The sequence below is a fragment of the Streptomyces sp. R21 genome, from assembly GCF_041051975.1.
In the GTDB taxonomy this organism is placed as follows: Bacteria; Actinomycetota; Actinomycetes; order Streptomycetales; family Streptomycetaceae; genus Streptomyces.
On record NZ_CP163435.1, the window covers coordinates 9,949,149 to 9,974,255 of the forward strand.

The following is a 25,107-nucleotide window of genomic DNA, read 5'->3' on the forward strand; positions in this document are numbered from 1 at the left end:
CGGGCGAACTTAGCTGGCCCATCGGTTCCTCGGCAATGGGTTAACTGAAGGCCGGTGTGACCATGGGGTCACAGCCACTCGTTGATGGCCGTGACCAGCACGGTTGCCTCATAGGGGACGGCGAGCTTGATGCCCCTATGGATGTCAATCGGCTGACGCCAGTGCATGTGTGGGATTCCTTGCTGCGGTGATGAGTTGGTAGATCTCGCGAGCGACGTAGCGTTTGAGGCAGCGGATGGCTTCGCGGCGGGTCTTGCCTTCGGAGATGCGTCGTTCCAGGTACTCGCGGCTGCGGTTCTCCCAGCGCAGGCGGGCCAGGACGATGGTGTAGAGGGCGGAATTGGCTTGTCGGTCACCGCCTCGGTTGAGCCTGCGCCGCTGGGTCTTGCCGGATGACGCCTCCACCGGGCTGACGCCGCAGAGGGCTGCGAAGGAGCCCTCGCCGCCCATCCGGTCTGGGTTGTCGCCAGCTGCTATCAGCAACGTGGCCGCGGTGTCAGGGCCGACGCCGTAGCAGTCCAGGAGCTTTGGCGCGTAGGTAGTGATCGCCGAGGTGATCCGCGCGGTGAGGTCGTTGATCTCATCGGTGAGGTGACGGATCCGGCCGGCCAGCAGCCGCAGGGTGTGACGCACGGCCATGGCCGGGGTGATCCCGGCGGCGGCCTCCAGCTCGGAGCAACGACGGATGAGCTTGGGGTTACTGAGGCCCGCCAGCGATTCACGCAGTTCGGGATCCGCGGAGACCAGGACGGCCTTGAGCTGGTTGATCGCTTGCGAGCGCGACTTGACCGCCGAGCTCTTGGTCATCTTGAACAGCCGGATCGTCTCCACCGGACCGTCGGCCGTCTTGGCGGTGGCGGTGGCGCGACCCGAGAGCACTGCGTGAGCGGCCGCCCCAGCATCGATCGCGTCGGTCTTTCCTCGTCGGCGCCGCAGGGCCTTGTCCGGCTGGTTGACCTCGGTGACCGCGATGCCTTCGCTGTGAAGGTAGCGGGTCAAAGCAGCACTGTAGGAGCCGGTGCACTCGACTCCAGCCCGCTTCAGACATCCGAAAGCCCTTGCCCAGGAGAGGAGTTGCCGGTATCCCTCGCGGGTGGTCGGGAAGCTGCGAGTGTCAAGCATGGCTCCGGTGGAAGTGATCACCGCAGCGACGTGAACATCCTTGTGGGTGTCCACCCCCAGCACGATCTCCTCTGGGCGTCCGGTCATTTCGTGCAGCTGAGGGGCTTGCCGGGTCATGCTGGGCACAGTCGTCTGTCTCATGATCGCCGGGGCACTGGGGGCCGGCGCCGGGCCGGTGAGGGACTGTGACGGTGCGCGTCGCGAAGGCCCCTATTGGGACACGCCCACCGGTCCGGCGGCAGCACGCACCGCCTCGCCTCGGACGGCAGTCGGCAGATCAAACTCAAGGCATCAGCGCCAGTCGTATCTCGGGCCAGACCACCGCCCGGGGCGGCACCCGACCATCCTCACAGTCGTACCTCGTTGCCACGGCCCGATGGCGTTTGAGACGATTCATGCCGCACTCCACAGCGTGCCGCTCGCGGTAAAGAACCTGGTCGCCTACTCGAAGGCGATGAAGGCCGTGGACCCGACGGTGAAGATCGGAGCGGTGCTCACCACTCCCGGCGGTTGGCCGGATAAGGAGAGGGCTCCCGGTGACACCGCCGACTGGAACAACACGGTGCTCTCCATCGCGGGAAGCTCGATCGACTTCGTCATCGTCCACTGGTATCCGGGCGGCACCACCACGGCCGACCTGCTGAACACCCCCTCCCGGATCGCCGGTACCACGTCCGAGCTGCGCTCGCTGATCGCCAAGTACGCGGGCTCACGCGCCGCTTCGGTGGAGATCGCGGTCACCGAGACCGACGGCGTCGGCTCGCCCGCCTTGACCAGCCAGGCCGCGGCCCTGTTCGCGCCGGACACATACATGACCTGGTTAGAGCAAGGCGCCACCCACGTGGACTGGTGGAACCTGCACAACGGCACGGACCAAGCACCCACCACCGTCAACGGCCAGACCGACTACCAGGACGGGGGCATTCTCTCCGCCGGCACCTGCGCCGGGGGGAAGTGCCAACCGCCGCGCGACACAACCTTCCCCACCTACTGGGGCATCCGCTCGCTGACCGCACTGGCGAAGCCTGGCGACACCATCGTCAAGTCGTCCTCGGGCAACTCGTCGGTCACTGTGCACGCGGTGCGGAACAGCACCGGCGGTCTGAACGTCATGCTGACCAACAAGAGCCCGCAGAACGCGGCGCAGGTGTCGCTCTCGTACGCCGGATTCACCCCGGCCGCAGGGGCGGTCACGACCGTTTCGTACGCCAAGGGAGGCACCGCCCTGACGACGGCGAAGCGGGGCACGGCGGTCGCACAGACGCTGCCGCCGTACTCGATCACGACTCTTCAGATGAAGCCCGCGTCGGGGACTGCCATAGCTGACAAGCCGACGCCCGCCGCCACACCGACCGCCCCCACGCCGGTTGTCTCCTCCTCCGGCACGATCGGCACCCGTGCGCAGGGAGGGATCGGCGCACCCGTCGGCCAGGCGACCCCGAGCAGCACGTCGGGCGACCTGGCTTCCACCGGGGCGAGCAACGCTGTTGTCACGTACAGCGCCTTCGGTGGCCTGCTGGTCATTGTTGCAGGCGGCGTGCTGGTGCTTCGCGGACGTCGCCGCAGGGGTTTGCACGGGAAGTGAGACCGCGTGAGTGACTGACGGCCCGGCAGCAACGCCACCCACCCGTGGCGTGCGCGCCGGGCCGTCGGCCTCCGCGTCGGCGTCGGCGGTCAGAAAACAAACAAGCGGCAGATCGGCTCCGGGCGCCGGCCGCGCCCGCCTGCCGGGCAAGGAGCGGAAGCCCCAACGACACAGCCCCCGGGGGTACGCCCCCAGGTCGATCGGCTACATCACGAAGCGGGACGCCATCCCCTGTCGACGGGCCGGACCTCTTTCAGCCGTGACCTGAGCAGAAAGTGAGCGTGAGCGTCGTAGGCACTCAAGTTCGGAGAGATCTGACCCGCGTGGCACACACCTAGTTACTGGTGCCGGTCCAAGTTCTTTCGGACCTCGCTGTCGGGCCGTGCGACCTCGGGCGCGCGCAGACCGGAACTCCCCTTGTCCAGCGGGCAAGGGGACTTCCGGTGGGCTTGAACCGGATACCGGTGTCAGCAGGAGGGTGAGCCCACGAAGCCGACGCGGACGAGCCTCCACTGCTGGTTCACGCCGCCCCAGTCCGAGTACTGGACGATGCCGGTCCCGTCGGCGGAGGAGAAGCCCGGTACCTCGACGGCCTTCCCGCTGTTGCGGTTGATCAACCGGATGAATCCGTCCGGTGAGTCCGCCAACCGGAACTGCTGGTTCGCGCCGCCGTGGTCGCTCCACTGGTGGATGGCGGCGTTGTCGGCCGTCGACCAGCTGGAGACGTCCAGCAGCTTGCCGGAGTGCCTCGCCTTCAACCGGTAGTAGCCGTCACCGGAGTTCACGAACTGGAACTGCTGGTTGGTCCCGTCTTGGCGGGCCCGCTGCGTGACCGCGGCGCCGTCCGCGGAGCTCGCGCCCGCCACGTCCAGTGCCTTGCCGCTGTTGCGGTTGACCGCGACGTACCAGGCGTTCGTGTCCACAGTGCCTGCTTGCGCCGTCGGCGCGCACGCGCTCAAGTCGAAGCGTTCCACCCGCACTTTGCCGCCGAGGGCCTGGGTGGCGTGGTTGAAGACGGCGAAGCGGTAGCCCAGGAAGAACTCCCACGCGTTGGTCATGGTGAAGGCCGGGCCGAGCGGGGTGAAGGTGGTGCCGTCGGTGCTGTAGGAGAACGTCGCCTGGCGGCCCGGTCCCGGGCTGATGTCGGCGGTGGCGCGCAGCCAGACGCGGCTGCCGGACGCGGGGAGGTCGGCGCGGGCACGCTCGGTGCCGGTGCTGCTGGTCTTCCAGCTGGCGTCCATGGTCAGGCCGTCGAACATCACCAGCCTGTTGACGCCGTTCTGCCGCGTGACGCCGATCCAGGCGGAGGAGTCGCGCAGCATCGCCAGCCCGGCCCGGTCGCCGTCCGCCATCCCGGAGCAGTCGAGCACGACGGTCGCGGTGGAGGCGGGGCCCTGGATGCGGCGGGTGAGGGTGTTACGGGCGTTGTAGAGGTCGTCGGTGACGGTGGCGGTCCTGAGGGTGAGCCCGTTGTCGACGGTGAACGCGGTGGTGTCGGGGTTGTGGTTCCACTCCCAGTACGGCGCCAGCGCCGTCCCCTCGAAGGTGTCGGCGCCGGTCATCGGCGGGAGCGGGTGCGGGGTGACCGGGTAGGGGTATGTCTCGCCCCACGTGCCGTTGACGAGCTGGAGCTCGGGCCAGCCGGCGGCGTTCCAGGTGACCGGGGCCAGGGCGGGGACGCGGCCGCCGGGATAGGCGTCGATGAAGCCCATGTAGTACCAGTCGCCGTTCGGGGTGTCGACCAGCGCGCCCTGGTGCGGCACGCCGCCGCCGGGGATCGGGCGGGGCAGGTCCCACAGCACCTCCCGCATCTCGTACGGGCCGAAGGGGCCTGAGGTGGACTTCCAGATGTACTGCCCGGCGGTGCCGTCGGCCGGGCGGGTGACGAAGATGTAGTAGTTCCCGTTGATCTTGTAGAAGCGGGAGCCTTCCATCAGGCCGAACTCGGCGGGCTTGGTGAGCACGTGCTCGGACCTGACCTCGGAGCGCATGTCCGGGGCGAGCTGCGCGACGCGGATCTCGTTGGCGCCGTACGCCACGTACGGGGTGCCGTCGTCGTCGAAGAGCAGCCCCGCGTCGTAGTAGATGCTGCCGATCTCGGCGTGCCGGGTCCAGGGGCCCGCCGCGTCGGCGGCGCGGTATACGTACGACCGCTGGAAGCCGATCTGGCCCAGCCAGTAGAAGGTCTTGTCGCTGGGGCGGTAGCGCATCGAGGACGCCCAGATGCCCCCGACGTACGCCCGTCCGCCCTTGAGGTCGTACGCGTCGCCGAAGTCGAGGACCGGCACCGAGTGGCCGATGAACTCCCAGTTGACCAGGTCGTGGGAGCGCAGGACGGGCGCGCCCGGCGAGTAGTGCATGGTCGAACCGGTGTAGTAGTACGTGTCGCCGACGCGGATGACCTCGAGGTCGGCGAAGTCCTGCCAGATCACCGGGTTGGTGAACCGCTCCTGCTGGGCCGTCGTGGCCGCCGCCGCGCGCATCGCGCCCATCGCCGGCAGCGTGGCGCCCGCGACCAGTCCGGCGGTGACCGCCATGACTCTCCGGCGGCTGTGGGGGTGTTGGAGCCAGGACATGCGAGATCAGCTTCCTCACGGGTAAGGGGACCGAGAGCAGAGTTCGAAATGTCGGACATCATTCTGGGTGTCGAACGGAAATATAGGAGGGGCAGAAGCGGTGTCAACACCGGGCAATCAGCGGGTAGTTAGCGGCTTGCCCACAGCTGTCGCCGTTCGGTGACCGTGCGCGCTTCGGGGCTCGCGAAGTCGTCCGAGCCAACTCCTCGTGGTCATGCCGGGAGGCTTCAGCCAACTACACTCCGCACGACGCCCGTGACCAGGCGGCGGTGACCAGGGTGACGTGGTGGTGCCAGCCCGGTCCAGGAGCGGCCCTCGAATCCCGGGACCGGGGGCGGGGAGGGGCTCAGGTTCCGGGCGGGGGTCATCCGGCGGTCAGAGTGGTCCACTTCTGGTTGGAGCCGCCGTGGCAGTCCCACAGGTGGAGCTGTGTGCCGTCGGTCGTGGAGAAGCTGGGATCGTCGAGGCAGCGGCCGGAGGCGGGGTTGCGGTAGCCGCCGTTGTAGGGCTGCCAGATCTGGTTGGAGCCGCCGTGGCAGGCCCAGAGCTGCACCTTGGTGCCGTTGGCCGTGCCGAAGCCGGCGGCGTCGAGGCACTTGCCCATGGACCGCAGGGTGCCGTCGGTGTAGGCGGACCAGTACTGGTTGATGCTGTCGCCGCAGCTCCAGATCTGGACGGCGGTCCCGTCGGCGGTGTTGGCGCCGTTGACGTCCATGCACTTGCCGCTCATGCCGGACTGCACGCGTGCGGGGGCGGGGGCGGGGTTCCTCAGCCAGCCGGCGCTGTCCGCGGACTGGATGCCGCGGTGGAAGGCGTCGGCCATCTTCTGGTAGCCCGCGTCGTTGGGGTGCAGGGCGTCGTCCAGGTCGGCCGTGGTCAGGCTGCTCATGTCCACGTATGCGACGTGCTTGCCCGCGGACTGTGCCTCGCTCACGATCTGGGGGATGGCCTGGTTGTACGCGGCACGGTACTGCTCCTCCGAGCCGCTGGTGGACACGACCAGGGAGGCCACGAGGACGGTCGCGTCGGGGACGTCGGCGGTGATCTGGTTGACCAGCGACTTCAGCCGGTCGGCGGCGGTAGAGACTTGATAGCTCCCGGCCAGGTCGTTGGTGCCGATCATCAGCGTCACGACGTTGGGCCGGTAGCGGGTCAGCGAGGCGTCGGCGAGTTCGGCGATCTGGTGGATCCTGTATCCCTGGTGACCTTGGTTGTCGGGGTCGGACATCGAACCGCCCCGCAACGTGCCGACGAAGTCCAGCGGATGGCCGTCCGTCGCCAGCATGTCCCACAACGGACCCCGGTAGCCGTTGCCCGTGCTGCTTCCCACGCCCCAGGTTATGGAGTCGCCCAACGGCATGACCCGTAAAGGCGTGTTCGAGGCGGCGGAGGCAGGTGCCACACCTGCTGCCATCATCCCGAGCGCGGCAGTGACCAGCGTGATGAGGGGCAGGATCCAAGGCTTTCTCATGCAGTCGTCCTCTTCTGCGAGTGAGTGCTGAATCTGGTGTGGGCTGCTCGCCGTTCGTGTCGGCAACTCGGCTGCTGTGTCGTCCCGTTGGCATCGGCGGGCACATGACGTACTGGCGGAACGGCGTGGCGGGGAACCGCTTGCGAGGTGAGCGTTGACAACGTCGAGCCATCCGGCGTCCCGTCTGCCCCTGGTGCTCGACTGCGGAAAGGCCGTCGCCTCGCCGAGCCAGGAGACGCCGTGCAGCGCCTCCGTGCCGGTGCGGAACGAGGCGATGCCGAGGCGCTCCACGTCCGGTGCGTACTGGTGGAGCCGCGATCCGCTCGCCGAGCGTGAGCGCGACCGAGTAAATCGTCGATGCGCTTGCCTATCGGCAGCGCGACGTAGCGGAACGGATGCCTCTCGGTCGCAGGGAGGGACGGAAAACGCGAGTCTGACCTCTAAGCAGGCTGGTACAGAGTGTTGAAGCGCTTCGACGCTGTCATCGCTTCTATCGGATTGTCAATGACTGGAATGCAAGAGATTCTCTTCTTGCGGGCCCTCTTGTTCCGTGCGAAATGCGCCGTTAGCGTTCGCGGCCAGTGAAGCGCTTCGACACCCGTTCGGGGAGGGCCGCCGTCATGAGAAACGAGTGGAACCGCAGACGCTTCGTCGGCAGAACCGCCGTCGTGGCGGGAGCGGCCGCGATGGCCCCTGTGCTCTCCGCGTGCGGAGTCGGCGGGCCCCAGCAGACCGACGGGAGCGGCACGGCGGGCCTGAAGACGACGCTGCCCGCCCATATGCCCGGCAATCGTCGGCCTCAGCCTGCCGGATCCAGTTCCGCAGGGCTTCGTGATGCACGCCGAGTTCCTTGGCCATGCGGCGGATCACCGCCTTCGACTCGGCGGTCTGGTACATCCGCACCGCACGCTCACGCAACTCCAGCGGGTACTTCCTCGGGGCAGGCATCGTCTGGGCTCCTCTCATGAGGCCCATCTGACCTGCCGTCACCTTTCCCCGCATCTCGGGGGAACCTCAGTTCGTCGGCTGGGAGGCAGTAGTAGCAAGCGCCGTGCGGCACTCAAGCCAGGCGTCAGCACTCAGCAAATCCTGGAGTCTGGTGAACAGGGCGAGCAGCTGAGAAGCCGTTGTCTTTCCGACGGTGGCGGGTTCGTTTCCGCTGGTCAGGTGTAGGGGTGGTGTTTCGGCGGGAGGGGACGGGGTGTCGTCTCTTCGGTGGAGGTGCCGGGATGCCGTCGGTGATGGGGTTGCTGGCGGAGCGTGAGCGCGCCGCTCGGCAGCGGGTGGAGGCTCTCCAGGCCGAGCTGCGGGAGGCGGAGGGGGTGTGGGAGCGGTTCGTGATCGCCTGTGAGACGGTGGGCGAGGTTCTGGCGGAGCCCCGCGGGGGCGAGGACGTGGTGGCCGGTCGTGGTGGTCGGCGAACGGCCGGTGCAGGTCAGGCAGGCGGTGCCCGGCTCAGTGATGCCGCACTGGGAGGAAGGGCTCGCCCCGGCGGTTCTCGCGGCGCAGTCTGTCGTGCTCGCGTCCGTGGAACCCAACTCGCTGCCACCGTCGCGTGATTGCCTCGCGCACAGGTTGGGCAACGCGGCACACCAACCGGAGCGCACCTCGAGCTGTGTCTCCGACACGACGGAGGCGGAGTGGCGGGTCTCAGTCATACGGTCACCTGGTGGCCGGCCCGGCGAAGTACTCCGACGGCTTCCTCAAGCCGGTCGGCCGGGACGAGCACGAGGTCTCCGTCGTAGCTCGCGGCGGTCCAGACGGGGAGTTCGCCGGCGGCGAGCGGTGCGACGATGGCGCTGAGCATCCCCGTCGCCTCCGGGTCGTGCGCGTCATCGCCGTTCCACAGTGCCGCCCATCCGTCCTCGACCGTGTCGTCGCGCAGCATCGCCGCGCCTCCGTCCGGACCGAGCACCAGCGCGAGCAGGTTGGAGTCGGCGGCGACTGTGCGGACGTCGGACACCCGCCCGAGAACGAAACGGCCCTCGAGCACGCGCAGGTTCTGAGTTCGAGTCGCCGGCATCGAGTTCATGCGCCGCAGGCGCGGCTCACCCGCTGACGTAGAACCAGAATCCGCGCGATTCTCTTGGCCGTCGCCGTCATGAGCCATGCGCCAGTCCTCCTGTCGCGCGAGAGCAATCCCGAGTCGCTCATGATGCCACCGCAGGGTCGGGTGCCGGGTGCGGCACGGTGAGTGCGTCCAGCACCTGGTCGGCCCCGGCGGGGACGGACAGGGTCCGGCCGGTGAGGTCGGCGGGGGTTTCGGGGTGGGTGGGGTTGATGCGTACGAGACGCGCGTGGGGGATCTGACGGGTGAGATGTTCGCCCGGCCACCGGATGACGCCAGGGGTGTTGAATCCGGCGCCGAACTCGAGGATGAGCAGGCGGGCGTCGACCGCGGTTCCCAACCAGTCCTGGAGGCGGCGGCCTGCGGGAAGATAGGGGGCGTCGACGAACTCGGGGCCGATACGGACGTTGATCTCGACCTCGCCGCCGCAGTTCGGGCAGCTGGGCAGGGGGCCGGTGACGGCGCCGGTGGCCGGGTCGTACGTGGCGAGGAGCTGGGTGACGAGGGGGCGGGTGTCCCAGGTGGCCGGGGTGCAGGGGGTGACGCACTGGTAGCGGCCGTAGTCGCCCTGCGGGGTGAAGACCCGGTCGGGGTCGAAGCCGTTACGGGCGAAGAGGGCGTCCACGTTGGACGTCATCACCCAGTGTTCCTTGTCGCCGGCGAGGGAACTCAGCCCCTGGTAGAGGGGGTTGGGGTCAGGGGAGAAGCGGATGTCGTCGATGTGGACGGCCCAGTAGCCCCACCACAGCTCGGGCGGCAACGGTACGCCGACCATATAGCGGGAGCGCAGACCGAGGCGGTGCAGGGCGGGGAAGAGTTCCCGGAAGCGGTCCACGTCGCCGTAGTCGTATCCGGCGGCGGCGCTCAGTCCGGCGCCGGCGGTGATCAGGACCCGGTCGGCCTCGCCGAGCCAGGTGCGGAGCGTCCCGGCGGCGGCTTCCAGGTCGAAGGCGGACTCGTTCATCGGGGCTGGGTCCCTTCGATCAGTGCCTGGAGGTAGGCGGCGCGGTCGTCGTCCGCGTACACGTTGAAGATCACGCGGTCGAACCGTCCGGGGTGGCGGTCGAGCCACTCGGCCACCGTGTTCAGGGCGATGCGGGCGGCGGGCGCCTTGGGGTAGCCGAAGACGCCGGTGCTGATGCCGCAGAACGCGGCGCTGCGGATGTCGTTCACGTCGGCGGCGAGGTCGAGGCAGGAACGGTACGAGGCCGCCAGCGCCTCCTCGTGCTCCGGGAGCACCGGGCCGTCGACGATCGGGCCGACGGTGTGCAGGACGTAGCGGGCGGGCAGGTGGTGGCCGCGGGTGATCTTGGCGGTGCCGGTCGGCTCCGGGTGGCCCTGGAGGGACATGATCGTGTGGCAGTCGGCGCGCAGGCGGGGCCCTGCCACGGCGTGCAGCGCGTTGTCGATGCAGGGGTGCATCGGGGCGAAGCAGCCGAGCAGAGCGCTGTTGGCGGCGTTCACGACGGCGTCCGCGCCGAGGGCGGTGATGTCGCCCTGCCACAGCACCGTGCGGTCGGCGGCCCGGTACGCGGTGTGGGGAAGCGTGTCGCGGACGGTGGGCAGCGAGGCCGCGTCGGTGGTGTCGCGTGCCAGGCGTTCGCCGGCCAGGAGCGCGTCCAGCACGCGGGTGGCCTCGGTGGACAGCGGGCCCGGCTCCCGGACCGTCAGCACAGCCCGCAGGAGCCGCCGGGCGGCGGTGTCGTCGATCCCGTCCGCCGCGCCGGGGCGCAGCCCGGCCTTGGCCGCCTCCGGGTCGTCGGCCAGCAGGGCGAGCGCCTCGCGCACCAGGTCGGCGGCCCGGGCGTCCGGGTCGTGGCCGGCGTCGGGTACGGACGCCTCGTCCAGGGCGACGGCGGCCCTGTAGGCGTCGAGCGGCAGCGGGGTCGGGCACACGATGGTCCTCCGGGCGGTGAGCGGGTGACGGGTCGAAGGGGACGGGTGCGCCGAACGGCGTGCCGCCGTGCCCTCACTCCGGGTCGGTGATGGCACGGCGGCGGGTGAGGGTCCCTCAGGCGGGTTCGAGGGTTCCGGTGTGCAGTTCGGCGACGCGGCCGTCGCCGGTCTCGTACGTCCAGAAGGCGTGGACCGTCAGGGCGTTGAGGTTCATGAGGTGGGTGACCGTCATGCCGGACGTCTCGGCCCAGCCGAGCATGAACAGACCGGGGGCCACCTCGGCGGTGTGCAGGGTGACCGTCTCCTCGGAGCCCTTGGTCGGGCCCTCGGTGGCCTCGTAGTGCAGGGTGGTGCCGTCGGCCGCGTAGGTGTTGCGGAAGACGACCCCGTTGTCGACGCGGAGGACGAAGGTCTTCCCGGCGTAGGTGAGCTCACTCATCGCGTTTCTTTCTTGGCCGGCGGTGTGCGGCTTTAGAACAGGCCGTTGCCGTGGGGCAGCTCGGCCGGGATCGGGGAGATGACGTCCCAGTGCTCGACGATCTTGCCGTTCTGGACGCGGAAGAGGTCGTAGTAGGCGACCGGGACGCCGAACTCGCCCTCGGACTGGAGCAGGACGAACTCGCCCTCGGCGATGACCTTGTGGACGGTCTTGTAGACGAGGTTCTTGCCCTGCTCGGCCCACTTCGCGGCGGCGGCTCCGAAGCCGTCGAGGCCGTCGGCGGCCTCCGGGTTGTGCTGGTCGTACGTCTCGGTGGAGATGTAGTCGGTGAGCACCGAGTAGTCGGCGCCGACCAGGACCTTCTGCGCGAACTCGGCGACCAGGGCCCGGTTGGCCTCGGACTCCTCGGGGACGGTGACCTTGGTGGGGCCGTCGGTCTGCGAGCGCCCGGAGGCGGTGTCCTTGACCAGCGGGGTCAGGGCATCCCAGTGCTCGGCGAGCTTGCCGTCGGCGTCGACGCGGAAGATGTCGAAGGCGATCAGCGGGACGGGCCCGAAGCCGTGGTACGTGCCATGCAGGGCGACGATGCCGCCGTCGGCGATCACCCGGGCACCCTCGTAGCTGAAGCCCTCCGGCAGGCCGGCGACCAGCTGGCGCAGGGCCTCGGGGCCGTCGGCGGCCAGGGTGCTGTGCTGGGTGTAGTCGGCGGCGACCCAGCGGTCCACCGCGCTCGGGTCCTTCTGACCGAACAGTTCACCGGCGGCGGTCAGGACAGTGTTCTTGGCGTTGCTCATGACGGTTCTCCTTGCAAGGGCAGGTCATGGAAGGGGACTTGGGGGACGGTCGCGGTCAGGCGCTGGTCGAGGGCGGAGGTCAGGGAAGCGGCGGTGGAGGCCGCGCCGCCCATCTGGTCGGCGCCGTGCGCGGTGTTCAGCAGCAGCGTCGGATACGAGAGAACCCGCAGGCGGCGCAGCGCGCGGAAGCCGGCGCGGGCCTTCACCCGGCCGGCCGGGGCGCTGAACGCTGCGGTCACGGCGTCCGCGTCCAGGCCGAGCCCGTCGGCTATGTCCCGGTAGACCTCGGTGTCGGACAGGCTGCGGCCGTCGACGAACCACGCCCGCTGCATGGCCTCGACCGCGTCCAGGTCGCCGATGCCGGGCTGGTCGCGCAGCGCGGCCAGCCCGGCCGCCGCGGCGGCGGAGTCGAGCACGGTCGTGCCCCGCGAGACGGCGCGGTCGTAGCCGGCGCCGAACGTGACTCCGGTCAGTCGGGTGACGTCGCCGCGCTCGGCCGACAGATGCGGATAGGCCGAGATCGGCAGCACCCTGGCCCCGGTGTAGAGGCCGGCGGAGACGACGCCGAGCCGGATGCGGTGAGCGTTGTCCTCGGCGAAGGCCCGCAGGGTGGGGCCGAAGCCGTAGCACCAGGCGCAGTACGCGTCGAAGGCGTACGTCAGGGAGGCCTGTTCCGCCGAAGGCATCGCACGCCTCCTCTCATACCGGTCTCTTAGTGATTTCCGACATCCAAAGACGTCGGTTGGTCTGACAGCTCCAAGTTAGAGTCGTTGAGCAGGCTGAATCGGATACGCTGGCGACTGGTGATGGTCAAAAACCGACATGATGCCGCCCGCGGGGTCCCGGAGATCTCCTTCGCGGCGCCCGCCGGCACCCCCGCCGGCGTCGAAGTGCTGTCCCTCGCCGAGCTGCGCCACCGCGTACCGGTCGAGCGGCTCACGACTCCGCAGCGCCCGGACTTCCACCACCTGATCGCCCTCACCGGCGGAACCCTGTGGCACACGGTCGACTTCACCGCCTACGCCCTCGAACCCGACTCATGGCTATGGGTCCGCCCCGGCCAGGTGCAGCAGTGGGGCGACCTCACCCGCGCCGAGGGGACCCTGATCCTGTTCCGCCAGGACTTCCTCGACCCGGCCACCACCGCCGGCGCTCTCGTGGAGGACCCGCACGCGCCGGTCCTGCGCCGGGCCCTGCCCGAGGACGCCCAGAGCCTGCGCATGGCCGCCGACCATCTCGCCGCCGAGTTCCAGGCCCTCGGCCGCCTGCCGCTGGAGGTGCACACCGCGGCCCTACGCCACCTGCTGGCCGTCCTCGTCCTGCGCCTGGCCCACCTCACCGCGCCGGCCGGCAGCCCGGCCCCCGAACCCGACGCCACCTACCTGCGCTTCCGTGACGCGGTGGAAAGGGACTTCGCCCGCACCCGCCGGGTCGAGGACTACGCCGACACGATCGGCTATTCGGCTCGCACCCTCGCGCGCGCCACCCTCGCCGCGGCCGGCCTGGGCGCGAAGGAGTTCATCGACCGCCGGGTCGTCCTCGAAGCCAAGCGCCTCCTGGCCCACAGCGATCAGAGTGCCGCCCGCATCGCCGACCGCCTCGGCTTCTCCAGCGCCACCCACTTCAGCAAGTACTTCCACCAGCGCACCGGCCAGACCCCGATCACCTTCCGCGAAACGGTCCGCGGGCACATCCCGAGGTGAGGCATCTGTCCGGCCGCGCTCGCAGTTCTCGACGCCAATGCGCTGCTACCCACGCCTGCCGCTGCAAGAACGGATACCAGCACCACAGGGGACAGCGCCGGCCGGTACCGGCCGTGCCACCTTCCTCGTAGAGCCCGGTTCGGGCTCGTGGCCTCCGGGGCCGGAATGACTCGTTGCGCCCGTCCTTGAATGATCCGGGGGGTGCTGTCGCCGGTCCTGGCGGCACCGGATGGTCGCTGATGGAAGCGTGTCCGCCGACAGGCAGGGCTGCGTAATGTGGCTGTCGATCTCCGGCGCCCGGGCGGGCCACCGGTTGCGACTCCGGGGAGGGAAAGCCCGGTGACCAGCAACGACTTCACTTCGATCGATGTGTTCTGCGCCCTGGCGTGGGCAAGTCCACCCACCACGGCACGGCACGGATCTGCTGGCCGATTGCCGTACGACCTTCGACAAGCCGCCGCCCAATGGATGAAAGGGGTGGAGCGGGTGCGTACCCCCGCTTGTTGATCGACCAGGTGTCGAGGTGGCCCTGTTCCAGCGTTGGCCTCGCGGCCGTAGCGGGCTTCCACGCCAAGGGCGTTGAGGTCGGCCCGATTGCGCAGGGCCCTCGGTCGGGACTCCAGGCGCCGGGGAGGATCTCATTCGACGGGCGCGGGCGGTCGGAGGGGTGCGGCGGGTCCGTCGCCGATGAGGGTGATGGTGCCGGTCTGGCCCTCCCGGCGGAGGGTTCAAAACGCCGGGCACACTCACATCCCTCGCCGACCCGCCGCACACCGAAGAGCTGCAGCGCCGGCATCCGTTTCGGATCGCGGGTCATCGCACCCCTGCGCTGCGGCTCCGTCCTGCACGGGGAATCAGGCGGCGACGAGCTCCTGCTCGCGGTCCGGCGTTTTGACCTTGGGCTTCTTGTTCGGCAGCGAGAGCCGGAAGACCTTGTGCCACGCGGAGAACACCTGCTTGGGCAGCGGGCCGGTGACGTACTCCAGCTCGTACTTCTCGAACAGCGCGCGCACCTTCACCGCGACCTCGGCGTACCGGTTGCTCGGCAGGTCCGGGAACAGGTGGTGCTCGATCTGGTGCGACAGGTTGCCGGTCATGAAGTGCATGGCCTTGCTGCCGCTGATGTTCGCCGAGCCCATCATCTGGCGCAGGTACCACTGGCCGCGAGTCTCGCCCTTGATCGACCGGCGCTCGAAGACCTGTACGCCCTCGGGGAAGTGCCCGCACATGATCACCGAGTGGGACCAGATGTTGCGGACAAGGTTCGCGGTGAACGTGGCGGCGAGCGTGGTGAGGAACGACGGGCCCGACAGCAGCGGGTGGATCACGTAGTCCTTGAGTACCTGCTTGCGGATCTTGCGGCCCACGGCCTTGGCCCGCGCGCGGAACTCCGGGTTCTTGCGGCGGCGCTTGTGCAGGTTCTTGCCGAGCTCAAGGTCGTACGCTGCGATGCCGTACTCGAAGAAGCAGGCGTTGAGGAAGTTCCACAGCGGCTGGCCGAGGTGGAACGGGTGCCACTTCTGGTCCTCGTCGACGCGCATGATGCCGTAGCCGAGGTCGTTGTCCTTGCCGATCACGTTGGTGTACGTGTGGTGCAGCTCGTTGTGCGAGTGCCTCCACTGCTCGGACGGCGAGACGTGATCCCACTCCCAGGTGGTGGAGTGAATCTTCGGGTCCCGCATCCAGTCCCACTGGCCGTGCAGGACGTTGTGGCCGATCTCCATGTTGTCCATGATCTTCGCCACGGACAGCCCGGCGGTGCCGAGCAGCCACGCGGGCGGGAAGATCGAGAACAGCAGCACGCCCCTGCTGACCAGCTCGAGCTTGCGCTGCGCCGAGATGACCTTACGGATGTAGGCGGCGTCTTTCTCGCCGCGGCCGGCGATCACCTCGTCGCGTATCGCGTCCAGCTCGCGGCCTAGCTCCTCGATCTGCTCCGCGGTCAGGTGGGCGGCGGGGTCGATGGCGGTCAAGATTCTCCTACCGTTCGATGTCACAGGGGCCCGCAGCGGCGGACACGCAGGTCTGGATGAGGACGCCCGGCTCGGCCGCGGTGATCTCGCCGGTGCGCAGGTCGCGGACGGCGCCCGCCTTGAGCGGCGTGACGCAGCCGAAGCAGATGCCCATGCGGCACCCGGAGGGCATGAGCACGCCGGCCTCCTCGCCGATGTCCAGCAACGGCGTGGCGCCGTCCGCGTCGACGGTCTTGCCGGTGGCGCTGAACGTGACCTCGCCGCCGTCGCCGGCGACGACGATGCTGGGGCGGAAGCGTTCGGTGTGCAGGCGCTCCTGGACGCCGTGATCGGCCCAGTGCTTTTCGGCGGCGTCGAGCAGGCCCGCGGGCCCGCAAGCCCAGGTCTCGCGCTCGGCCCAGTCGGGCACGAGTTCGTCGAGACGGGCGATGTCGAGCATGCCGTCCGTGTCGGTGTGGACCTCGGTGAGCCGCAGCTTTTTGTCCGCGACCAGGTCGTGCAGTTCGTTGCGGAAGATCACGTCTTGCGGCTGTGGCGCGCAGTGGACCATGACGACGTCGTCGAACTCGATGTCGCGCAGCATGCCCATCACGGGCGTGATGCCGCTGCCGGCCGTCAGGTAGAGCACCTTGGCGGGCTTGGCCTGCGGCAGCACGAAGTCACCGGTCGGCTGGTTGAGCTGGATCAGCATGCCCGGTTTCGCCCTGCGGACCAGGTGGTTGCTGACCTTGCCGTCCGGGATCGCTTTCACGGTGATCGTGACGCGGCCGTCCTGGCGGTTTGTCGGCGAGGTGATGGAATAGGCACGCCACAGACGCACCCCGTCGACGTCGACCCCGATCCGCACGTACTGACCGGCTGTGTGACCGCGCCAGCCCCGTCCCGGCCTGATCACGATAGTCGCGGCGTCACCCGTCTCGGGGTGCACGGCCTCGATGCGCCCACGCAGGTCAGCGCCCGCACGCAGCGGGCTGACCAGGTCGAGGTAGTCCGACGGCAGCAGCGGCGTCGTGACCATCTCCAGCAGTTTCCACGCCCTGCTGCGGAGGGCTGCACTCGTCATGACTCCAGCCTGCTGCGCCTCAAGGCGTAAAGTCTTGACCGCAGGACGTAAATCTGATCGGCTAAATTGTTCGCAGGGAACAAAACGTGAGTCATGCAATGCGGAGGGCCAGCGAACTGGCCCTGGACGAGACGACGGTCACCGCACTTCGAGCCGCGCTGAAGAGCACCGCCGACGAGATCGTCCAGGCGATCATCGACGAGGTCCCTTCCTACGCCAACGCCCTTGCGGGCCGCATGGGCGCCACCATCCGCCAAGCCGTCCGCACCGCCCTGGGGCACTACCTGGACCTCGCGAGCGGGAACGCCACGGGCGGCGACGCCGGTGACGCAGCCTACGAGTTGGGCCGCGGCGAGGTACGCGACGGCCGTTCGATGGACGCCCTGCTCAGCGCCTACCGCGTCGGCGCCCGCGTGGCCTGGCGATGCCTGGCAGCCGGTGCCGTACCCGCAGGTCTGCCCGCCGCCGAGGTCGCCAAGTTCGCCGAGCTGACCTTCGCCTACATCGACGAGCTCTCCGCCGCGAGCGCCGCGGGCCACGCCGACGAACTGGCCGCCCGGGGCAGGGCCCACGAGCGCCACCTGGAACACCTGGCCCGTGACCTCCTCGCCGGCGCGAGCCCGGACGTGCTGCTGGCCTCCGTTCAACGGGCCATGTGGCAGCCTCCGGTTTCGCTGACCGCGGTCCTGCTGCCCGCCGCCCAGGCCCGGCCTGCCTACCGCGCGCTCGACCCGAGCACCCTCGTCCTCGACGATCTGCCGGATGCCACCGGAGTGCTGCTCGTCCCCGATGCCGACCGATCACATCTCTTGCGGCAGCTGACCGACCGCACCGCCGTGGTCGGCCCGGCCCGGCCATGGACTCGTGCGTCCGCCTCGTATGCACGAGCCGCACGCGCGCGCTCCCTCTCCTCTGATATTCGCGACACCGAGGATCACCTGCCCGAGCTGGTCCTGAGCGCCGACGTGGACGCGTTCGCAGACCTGCGTGCCCGAGCCCTCGCACCGTTGCGGACCTTGCCTGTCGCGACCGCGAGGCGGCTGGAGGAGACGTTGCGGGCGTGGCTGCTGCACCAGGGCAGGCGGAACGAGATGGCGGCGGCGTTGTTCGTCCACCCCCAGACAGTCCGGTACCGGATGTCGCAGCTGCGGGAGCTGTTTCCGGATCTCGCATCGCCGCACCGGGTCCTTGAACTGACGCTGGCGGTCGGTCTTCGGGTCAGCTGACGCGTACTTCGACCGTCCATGAGAAGTCCGCGAGCGGTCCAGGAATCGTGCCTCGTTCTTGGTGCCATCAGCTGGCTCATGCGGCCCGGGGAAGAGCGTATGAGCCAGCTGAGACCGGGGATTGATGCGAAGACCAGACAAGGCCTCGGGAAGCCCGTCGGGGGCGCTGTCTCTGAGAAGCGCGGTGGCGGATACGGCTCGACTGGATCCGGTGGACGATGCGCACCGGCCCGCTCGCCGACGCGCTCAGCGAGCATCTGGTCAGCGACCTGTGACGCTATGCCCTCAAAAACGCCTTTCATGTCGTCGTGGAGCGCGCCGTCCTGGCACGAGCTGACCCACGGGCGCGCGGCGGGCTGCAGCTGGGTGACCGGTGGGGCGGCCGGGCCGGGTCACCAGGGCGGGGGACCGGGGCGCTCGTGCCGGGGACCACCGTGGTTATGCGACGGCTTCGCGCCTCCCTTCCGACAGGCCGGCCGGACGACCGACCGGGCCGGACTGGCACCGCGCGGGGGATGATGGGGATGGAATGACGGAACGCGAGGTCAGGAGCGTCCATGGCGAAGCGGGTTCACCAACCCCGTGAGGACGCCGAGTTCGATTTCATCCTCGGGATGAGCGGAGTCCCGGTCCTCGCATACTTCACCGGGACATGGCCCAAGGCAATCGAGCCCTGCCGGGCGATGGACCTCGTCGTGGGTGGCATCGCCGACGAGTACACGGGCCGCCTGACAGCCGTCCGCACCGACATCACGCGCTGTCCGGCCGCAACCGAGCGATACGGGATCACCGGAGCCCCGTCCTACGTCCTGCTGAAGGAGGGAGAGGCGGTGGCGCACGCCACGGGGCCCATGACCATCGCCGAGATACGGAAGTTCCTGGACGGCCACCTCTGAACGGCCGCCGCGGCACTGCGGCCGCCACGCCCGTCTCGTCTCGTCTATAGGAGCTGCGACGCCTGAGACCCCTTGAGGCTGAGACACCCCCATAGGTCACAGAACCCCATCCAGCGCCCTCGCGTCCGGCTGCTGCACGGCCCCGGCCACCACCTCGGGGAATGCCGGCGCCGTGTCTGCGCCCCGCCTTGAGCGGAGCACCACCTGCCTCGTGTCGACCGAGACCAGAGCGCGGTATCCGTCCCACTTCGGTTATGCGCTGTTGAACTGTCCGGGGATAGTGTCCGGCCTCATGTCGAGCACGGGGTGGCGGGTGCATGCCACGGATCGAGAGCTGGCGCAGTTGCGTGAAGTGACTCCGCTTCCAACGCAGTTGCAGCACTAGCTGTGGCCAGGCAGAAGGAGGAATCAGAAGACCTGGCGCATGCGCCTGAGAGTTCGTAACAGGATCATGGGTGGGCCTTCTTGAGGCGTCGTCAGCAGATGAGGCTGCATGCCAGGGAGACGAAGGCGTCGTGGAGTTCGAGGTGTCGTTCCCCTCGGATGGCGAGGCGCTTGAGCTGGTTGAGGGGGCGAGGGCCTGCTCGACGACGTAGCGGAATTTGTGAAGCTCCGCCTGTCGTTCGCGAAATTCAGCTGTGTGGCGTGCCTGCTACCGGTTGGCCCCGAGGAAGTCCTCCAGGATCTCGACGAACCGCGCCGGCTGCTCCTCGGCCGGGTAGTGGCCGCAGTCGTCGAGGACGACCCCCGTGACGTCGCCGGCCGCCAGCCGCATCGTCTGGGCGGCACTCTCGCCGCTCCACAGCGCGCCGCCGAGGGCGAGCACCGGCAGCGTCAGCCGGGTCTTGCTGCGCTGCTCGTTCTGCGCGATCGTCTCGTCCAGCGCCCGGTAGTACGCGAAGCTCGCCCGCAGCGCGCGAGGATCCGCGGTGATCGCGTCGACGTAGACGTCGACGGCGTACGCGGGGATCGCGGTCGGCGTGGCGGCCTTGGTGGCGAACTGCCAGCCGAAGAAGAGCCGCTCCCGTCCGCGGACCAGTTCCTCGTTGAGGTCGTCGAGCCGGTTGAAGCCGAACTGCCAGAGCCTCAGGTTGGCCGCGGCCGGGCCGAAGAACGGTGGGGACGGCGTGAGACCGGGGATCGCTGCTTCGAGGATGGCGAGCCGGTCCACCCGCTCGGGGTGATCGGCGGCGAGGGCGTATGCGGTCCACGTGCCGATGTCGTGGCCGACCACGTCGAACCGGTCGTGCCCGAGCGCGGCCATCAACGCGACCAGATCGGCGGCGAGCGTGCCGGCGTCGTACCCGTCGTCGGGCTTGTCGGAGAGCCCGGCTCCGCGCGAGTCGACGGCGACGACGGTGTGCCGACGGGCGAGCGCGGGCATCACCTCCCGCCAGGCGTACCAGGTCTGGGGCCACCCGCCGATCAGCAGCAGCGCCGGGCCGTCCCCACCGGTGACCGCGTGCAGCCGCAGTCCGTTCACCTCCACGAGCCGGCTGGTGAAGACGTCGGTGAACCCGTCGGGCAGCCGCAGCGAACTCAAGGTTGTCATGCCGGCGACCCTACCCATCTTTGAATGATCGGTACAAGATGTGTAGGCTTACGAACCATGGCAGGCCGCAAGCAATTCGACGTGGACGAGGCGCTACGACGTGCGATGCACGTCTTCTGGCGCTGGGGTTATTCGGAGGCCTCGATCGATCGCCTGACCGAGGGCACGGGCCTGGGCCGGGGCTCGCTCTACGCCACCTTCGGCGACAAGAGCACCCTCTTCCGCAAAAGCCTCCAACGGTACGCGCAGACCTACCACCCGCAGTACGAGCAGGCACTGTCCCGCCCCCACCCGAGCCCGAGCGCCGTTGTGGCCGCCTTCCTGCAGGTCGCCCTGAACCGTATCGCCGACCCGACGGTCCCGGATGGCTGCCTGCTCACGGTGTCGGCAACGCAGTTCCCGGCGCTTGACGCGGAGGGCCGGGCGATGGTCCGCGCCATGATCGACGGTTTGCGGGCGATGCTGGAGCAGGCGTTGCTGGCGGCGGGGGCCGGTGAGCAGGAGGCGGCAGAGCTGGCGTTGTGCACGCTGGCGACGAACAAATCTCTGGCAGTGCTGAGCCGCGCCGGTTTCTCGGGCGAAGACCTGGCAACCGTCGCGGCAGCCGCCGCCAAGAATGCCAAGGCTGTTGTGCCGAACCGGCCGGCCGAACCGTCGGGGCCGCGATAGGCGGGAACGACTCCGTCGCCCATGGATCTGCAGAGACCTTGGGGCAGCCGGCCGCTCGGCAGGAAGCGACTCGGCCCAGCCCTCATAGGGGCTGAGCCGACCCTGGCGACGAAATCGTCCCACCGGCGCCCCACCGCGGCCCGCCACCTCAACATCGGCTCGTATCACCTCATGTACCGACGAGCAGCCGAGCGGATCGCGGGCAATGACGGCGTCCTCGTGCTCTGCGCCCTGCACGGCCTCGTCCGGCTCGACTACGAACTCCTGCCGTACGGCAGCGGATGGATGCTGCCGGCCGCATCGGCGTCGAGCAGCTGCGCGCGGGCAGGCTGCCGGGCTCGGCGTCCTCGCTGGCCGCCGGGTCCGGAGCTGGGCGATCACCGACTACACTCCCCGCGATTCGCTGTTCGAGTACGGGGAGTGTCATGTCGTCGAACCGGGGCAGTCGCTCTCTTTTTGCCGCTGTCGCCTGTGCTGTGCTCACTCTTGTCGGCGGCTGCACTTCAGGAGGGGGCGAAACGGCTGCCAAGTCCGCGTCGTCCTCTCCAGTTTTGTCGCGGAGGCCGTCGACGACTGTACGGCCTCTCAGCGCTGCAGAGTTGGCGGCAGCACTTCCCGAACAAGGCGCTCTGCCGGGCTACAGCGTCAACAACAGCGCGCCCGAGACAACAACGGGCGGCGACAAGTCCGATCAGAGCGTACGGCCCGCGGCATGCCAACCACTTGAGGACGCCAGATCTGGCGTCTTCGCCGACTCAGCAGCCACTGCCTGGATCCACATATCCGCTTCGAAGTTCGCCCCGCCAGACGAGACCCTCACCTTCACCAGCTATCGCTCCGGAGCTGCCGGCGCGCACCTTGCCTCCTTGGACAAAGCGCTCGCCGCATGTCCGTCGCTGTCCTTCCAAAACCGATACGGCGACCGCGTGAGTGTGGACGTGGAACGAGTCAAAGACGAGGTATCGGCGGGTGACGCCTCGGTGAGCTTCCGGATGCACTGGACTTTGAATATCGATGGGTTTAAGTCGGACACGTATGACCTGGTCACCACTGTCCGCTCAGGAGAAGCGACCATCACTGTCGTATCGGACAGCATCGTCGGTAGCCAACTCTCTGATGCGAAGAAGCGCGCATTCCTCCCGAAGCTCGATCAGCAGCTCCTGAAACGCCAAGCCGACGCCCTGGGTGCGGCACAGCACAACTGAGCACCCAGTACGTTCGCGCCGCGCACTTCTACGACCAGATCGCCTGGTTCACCAAGGGCCCGCAGCACCGCCCGGTCCTGAACCTGGAAGCCGCCGCCGGTGGCCAGGTCGACTTCGTCGACGCGCTCCAGGGCGAGGACACCCGCAACGAGTTGTCCTGGCACATTTCCGACCACTGCCCACTGTGGGTGGAGTTTTCGAGTCCATCCAGCTCCGCTGCGACACCTCGGGGTCCTTCATGGGCCCGGATCGTATGAGAGGCACCGGCGACGACGTGCGGAAAACCCCGAAACCACCCTGCCGGACGACCTGCACGGGAGACCGCCCCGACCGGCACGAACCCCCCTGAACAACGTCACACCAGCCCCATGACCTGCCGCTTCAAGATGGCGGCAGCTCAGTGTTGAGTCTGTCGGCAGGCACTCGCTCGATGCGGGTCCAGCCCCTCCAGCCACGCTCCTTCAGGATCGCCAACACCAGTTCGGCACCTGGTGCGGACTCCAGCATGGTTGAGTCCATCAGGGCGACGAACTGATCGTCGAAGCCGTCGGCACCCACCTCGCCGGCATCCACGGCGCGCATCATCAGGCGCTCCAGGATGTCGGCGATCTCGACGATCCGTGGATCGCCGGCCAGCCAGTCGAGCTCCCCAGTGAAGAAGCTGTAGAGCCTCACCATGTCGGGGTCGTCCAGCTCCTCGTGCTTCTTAGCGATCACGGAGTCGATCAGGTCCGGCACCTGCGCGGCGATCATGATCCAGGCATCCCGCTCCAGCTCGATGTACCGCTCCCCGACGCCGAGACCGCGCAGCCGGTCGAGGTAGTCCACGACGCTTTGCGGGAGTGCCAGGTGCTCTCCGGCGGCGAGCCGGGCGAGTCGGTTGCGGGTGTCCTGCAGCCGCCGGATCTCGGCGCGCAGATCCTTGTCGATCTCCTGGACGCCTCCGGTGAACTCCTCCGGGCCGGCGTCGAGGAGTTCCTGCACCCTGGCCAGCGGCACGCCGGCATCGGCCAGGGTGTGGATCCGGATCAGTCGCACGACGGCGGCAGCATCGTAGGTCCGGTACCCGGACCGGTCGCGCTCGGGCTCGGGCAGCAGCCCGATCTTGTGGTAGTGGCGTACCGCCCGTACCGTGACCCCGGCGTACGTCGCCAGCTGGCTGATGGTGAGCATGGGTCTGAGCCTGCCTCAGGCGATCTTCCGGCGATAGGCGGTCATCGCGAAGCCGTACGCCACGACGAGGATGCCCACACACCACGCGAGCGCGATCCAGATGTCGTCGCCGACCGGCTGCCCTGTGAACAGAGCACGGATCGTGTTGACGATCGACGTCACCGGCTGGTGCTCGGCGAACCAGCGCACCGGGCCGGGCATCGTCTTTGTGGGCACGAACGCCGAGCTGACGAAGGGCAGGAAGATGAGCGGGTAGGCGAACGCGCCCGCTCCCTCGACCGACGACGCGGAGAGCCCGGGGATCACGGCGAGCCAGGTCAACGCCAGGGTGAACAAGAGCAGGATGCCGGCGACCGCGAGCCATGCCGACACTCCTGCCCCCGTGCGGAAGCCCATGAGCACAGCGACGCCCACGACGAGCACGAGCGCGATCAGGTTGGCGACCAGCGAGGTGACGACGTGTGCCCACAGCACACCCGACCGCGCGATCGGCATGGACTGGAATCGCTCGAAGATCCCGCTCTTCACATCGGTGAACAGCCGGTACGCGGTGTAGGAGATGCCCGATGCGATGGTCATGAGCAGAATGCCGGGCAGCATGTAGTTCACGTATGAAACCGACCCGGTATCAATGGCGCCGCCGAACACGTAGACGAACATCAGCATCATGGCGACCGGCGTGATGGCGGTCGTAATGATGGTGTCCATGCTGCGTGTGACATGGCGCAGGGTCCGCCCCGTGAGCGCGGCAGTGTCGCTGAAGAAGTACGCGGTCATCCTTGTCCCCTAGTTGTCGCGCCAATGGCGTTGCTCTTGTCGCCGCCGATGACCGCGAGGAAAACCTCCTCCAGGGTCGGCTGCTTCTCGACGTACTCGACCGTGGCGGGCGGGAAGAGCTGCTTGAGTTCGGCGAGGGTGCCGTTCACGATGATCCGACCTTGGTGGAGGATCGCGATCCGGTCGGCCAGTTGCTCGGCCTCGTACAGATACTGCGTGGTGAGCAGCACTGTCGTTCCGTGGCGGGCCAGCTCCTTGACCGCATCCCACACCTCGATGCGTGCCTCGGGGTCGAGTCCGGCCGTCGGCTCGTCCAGGAAAATCACCGGCGAATTCCCGATGAGACTCATCGCGATGTCCAGTCGGCGGCGCATCCCACCTGAATACGTGGACACTCGCCGCGCGCCCGCCTCGCTCAGCGAGAAACGCCTCAGTAGGTCATCCGCGATCGCGCCCGGGTCCTTGAGGTGGCGCAGCTTGGCGACGAGGGCGAGGTTCTCCCGACCGCTGAGGATCTCGTCGACGGCCGCGAACTGCCCGGTGAGACTGATGGACCCCCGCACGTTCGCCGGTTGCGTCGCGACGTCGAAGCCATTGACGCTCGCCGTCCCCGCGTCGGCCTTCAGGAGCGTGGCGAGGATCCTCACGGTCGTGGTCTTGCCCGCCCCGTTGGAGCCGAGCAGGGCGAAGATGCTGCCCGGCGCCACGTCGAAGTCCACGCCGCGCAGCACTGCGAGCTTCCCGTACGACTTCTCGAGACCCTGCACGCTCATCGCCGGTCCGGCGATCGTTTGAGCCGTCATGGTCATCTGCCTCCTTTGCGGAGCTGCTCCACGCGACTGCGAGGTCACCCCTGCCGGAAGGATGGAGGGTTGACCCAGCGTCAAGGTCAAGCCCACTCCGACCGCGGCATCCAGAC

23 protein-coding genes and 1 pseudogene are annotated in these 25,107 nt (G+C 68.6%); 6 read left to right on the top strand and 18 right to left on the bottom strand.

The annotated features are described in order from the left end of the window. Positions 1–144: 144 nt before the first annotated feature. Entirely contained in the window at positions 145–1,209 is a 1,065-nt protein-coding gene (locus tag AB5J56_RS44605; RefSeq protein ID WP_369243163.1) for an IS110 family transposase, read from the bottom strand. A gap of 325 nt (positions 1,210–1,534) precedes the next feature. Between AB5J56_RS44605 and AB5J56_RS44610 the strand changes: the two genes are divergently transcribed. Next, entirely contained in the window at positions 1,535–2,707 is a 1,173-nt protein-coding gene (locus AB5J56_RS44610; RefSeq protein ID WP_369242179.1) for a hypothetical protein, read from the top strand. Positions 2,708–3,174: 467 nt separating this feature from the next. Here AB5J56_RS44610 and AB5J56_RS44615 read toward each other — a convergent pair whose 3' ends face one another. From AB5J56_RS44615 to AB5J56_RS44665, 11 genes and pseudogenes are all read right to left on the bottom strand, one after another. After that, on the bottom strand, positions 3,175–3,687 hold the full coding sequence (locus tag AB5J56_RS44615; protein ID WP_369243165.1) for an RICIN domain-containing protein: 513 nt from the start codon (positions 3,685–3,687) through the stop codon (positions 3,175–3,177). Further along, positions 3,661–5,283: pseudogene (locus tag AB5J56_RS44620) on the bottom strand (glycoside hydrolase 43 family protein); the annotation flags it as partial. The gene AB5J56_RS44615 and the pseudogene AB5J56_RS44620, both read right to left, overlap by 27 nt. A 364-nt stretch (positions 5,284–5,647) precedes the next feature. Continuing rightward, entirely contained in the window at positions 5,648–6,754 is a 1,107-nt protein-coding gene (locus AB5J56_RS44625; RefSeq protein WP_369242181.1) for a ricin-type beta-trefoil lectin domain protein, read from the bottom strand. Positions 6,755–7,372: 618 nt separating this feature from the next. Further along, on the bottom strand, positions 7,373–7,756 hold the full coding sequence (locus AB5J56_RS44630) for a transposase (protein ID WP_369242183.1): 384 nt from the start codon (positions 7,754–7,756) through the stop codon (positions 7,373–7,375). Between the two features lie 161 nt (positions 7,757–7,917). Next, positions 7,918–8,412, bottom strand: a complete 495-nt coding sequence (locus tag AB5J56_RS44635; protein WP_369242185.1) for a hypothetical protein — start codon at positions 8,410–8,412, stop codon at positions 7,918–7,920. Then, positions 8,409–8,747, bottom strand: a complete 339-nt coding sequence (locus AB5J56_RS44640; RefSeq protein WP_369242187.1) for an ACT domain-containing protein — start codon at positions 8,745–8,747, stop codon at positions 8,409–8,411. Before AB5J56_RS44640 ends, AB5J56_RS44635 begins: the two co-directional genes overlap by 4 nt. Positions 8,748–8,904: 157 nt before the next feature. Then, the gene (locus AB5J56_RS44645; RefSeq protein WP_369242189.1) at positions 8,905–9,786 is read right to left on the bottom strand and encodes an NAD-dependent protein deacetylase of SIR2 family; all 882 of its coding nucleotides are present in this window, start codon (positions 9,784–9,786) and stop codon (positions 8,905–8,907) included. After that, positions 9,783–10,718 carry a protein-ADP-ribose hydrolase gene (locus AB5J56_RS44650; protein WP_369242191.1) on the bottom strand — a complete coding sequence of 312 codons (936 nt, stop codon included), beginning with the start codon at positions 10,716–10,718 and terminating at the stop codon, positions 9,783–9,785. The genes AB5J56_RS44645 and AB5J56_RS44650 overlap by 4 nt, the downstream gene beginning before the upstream one ends. A 115-nt stretch (positions 10,719–10,833) precedes the next feature. Beyond that, the gene (locus tag AB5J56_RS44655) at positions 10,834–11,157 is read right to left on the bottom strand and encodes a hypothetical protein (RefSeq protein WP_369242193.1); all 324 of its coding nucleotides are present in this window, start codon (positions 11,155–11,157) and stop codon (positions 10,834–10,836) included. 32 nt (positions 11,158–11,189) lie between these two features. Further along, positions 11,190–11,951: a nuclear transport factor 2 family protein gene (locus AB5J56_RS44660; RefSeq protein ID WP_369242195.1), complete on the bottom strand. Its 762-nt coding sequence runs from the start codon at positions 11,949–11,951 to the stop codon at positions 11,190–11,192. Continuing rightward, positions 11,948–12,637 (bottom strand): DsbA family protein, encoded by a 690-nt coding sequence (locus AB5J56_RS44665; RefSeq protein ID WP_369242197.1) that lies wholly within the window; start codon positions 12,635–12,637, stop codon positions 11,948–11,950. Before AB5J56_RS44665 ends, AB5J56_RS44660 begins: the two co-directional genes overlap by 4 nt. A 120-nt stretch (positions 12,638–12,757) precedes the next feature. Here AB5J56_RS44665 and AB5J56_RS44670 point away from each other — a divergent pair, with 120 nt between their 5' ends. Then, the gene (locus AB5J56_RS44670) at positions 12,758–13,654 is read left to right on the top strand and encodes a helix-turn-helix domain-containing protein (protein ID WP_369243167.1); all 897 of its coding nucleotides are present in this window, start codon (positions 12,758–12,760) and stop codon (positions 13,652–13,654) included. An 854-nt stretch (positions 13,655–14,508) separates the two neighbouring features. Here the strand turns inward: AB5J56_RS44670 and AB5J56_RS44675 are convergent. Together AB5J56_RS44675 and AB5J56_RS44680 are read right to left on the bottom strand one after the other, a co-directional pair. After that, entirely contained in the window at positions 14,509–15,627 is a 1,119-nt protein-coding gene (locus tag AB5J56_RS44675; RefSeq protein ID WP_369242199.1) for a fatty acid desaturase, read from the bottom strand. 7 nt (positions 15,628–15,634) lie between these two features. Further along, on the bottom strand, positions 15,635–16,690 hold the full coding sequence (locus AB5J56_RS44680; RefSeq protein WP_369242201.1) for a ferredoxin reductase: 1,056 nt from the start codon (positions 16,688–16,690) through the stop codon (positions 15,635–15,637). 86 nt (positions 16,691–16,776) lie between these two features. Between AB5J56_RS44680 and AB5J56_RS44685 the strand changes: the two genes are divergently transcribed. Both AB5J56_RS44685 and AB5J56_RS44690 read left to right on the top strand, forming a co-directional pair. Further along, on the top strand, positions 16,777–17,916 hold the full coding sequence (locus AB5J56_RS44685) for a helix-turn-helix domain-containing protein (RefSeq protein WP_369242203.1): 1,140 nt from the start codon (positions 16,777–16,779) through the stop codon (positions 17,914–17,916). Between the two features lie 557 nt (positions 17,917–18,473). After that, on the top strand, positions 18,474–18,812 hold the full coding sequence (locus tag AB5J56_RS44690) for a thioredoxin family protein (RefSeq protein ID WP_369242205.1): 339 nt from the start codon (positions 18,474–18,476) through the stop codon (positions 18,810–18,812). 652 nt (positions 18,813–19,464) lie between these two features. Here the strand turns inward: AB5J56_RS44690 and AB5J56_RS44695 are convergent. Further along, positions 19,465–20,364 (bottom strand): alpha/beta fold hydrolase, encoded by a 900-nt coding sequence (locus AB5J56_RS44695; protein WP_369242207.1) that lies wholly within the window; start codon positions 20,362–20,364, stop codon positions 19,465–19,467. Positions 20,365–20,421: 57 nt separating this feature from the next. Here AB5J56_RS44695 and AB5J56_RS44700 point away from each other — a divergent pair, with 57 nt between their 5' ends. Both AB5J56_RS44700 and AB5J56_RS44705 read left to right on the top strand, forming a co-directional pair. Then, the gene (locus AB5J56_RS44700) at positions 20,422–21,033 is read left to right on the top strand and encodes a TetR/AcrR family transcriptional regulator (RefSeq protein ID WP_369242209.1); all 612 of its coding nucleotides are present in this window, start codon (positions 20,422–20,424) and stop codon (positions 21,031–21,033) included. A 599-nt stretch (positions 21,034–21,632) separates the two neighbouring features. Further along, entirely contained in the window at positions 21,633–22,238 is a 606-nt protein-coding gene (locus tag AB5J56_RS44705) for a hypothetical protein (protein ID WP_369242211.1), read from the top strand. A gap of 381 nt (positions 22,239–22,619) precedes the next feature. Here the strand turns inward: AB5J56_RS44705 and AB5J56_RS44710 are convergent, their stop codons facing one another. Genes AB5J56_RS44710 through AB5J56_RS44720 form a run of 3 tightly spaced genes read right to left on the bottom strand, consistent with a single transcriptional unit; the run spans position 22,620 to position 24,991 of the window. After that, positions 22,620–23,411, bottom strand: coding sequence for a MerR family transcriptional regulator (locus AB5J56_RS44710; protein ID WP_369242213.1), 792 nt, complete (start codon positions 23,409–23,411; stop codon positions 22,620–22,622). A 15-nt stretch (positions 23,412–23,426) separates the two neighbouring features. Continuing rightward, entirely contained in the window at positions 23,427–24,188 is a 762-nt protein-coding gene (locus AB5J56_RS44715) for an ABC transporter permease (RefSeq protein WP_369242215.1), read from the bottom strand. Continuing rightward, positions 24,185–24,991, bottom strand: coding sequence for an ABC transporter ATP-binding protein (locus AB5J56_RS44720; RefSeq protein ID WP_369242217.1), 807 nt, complete (start codon positions 24,989–24,991; stop codon positions 24,185–24,187). The genes AB5J56_RS44715 and AB5J56_RS44720 overlap by 4 nt, the downstream gene beginning before the upstream one ends. Positions 24,992–25,107: the final 116 nt, after the last annotated feature.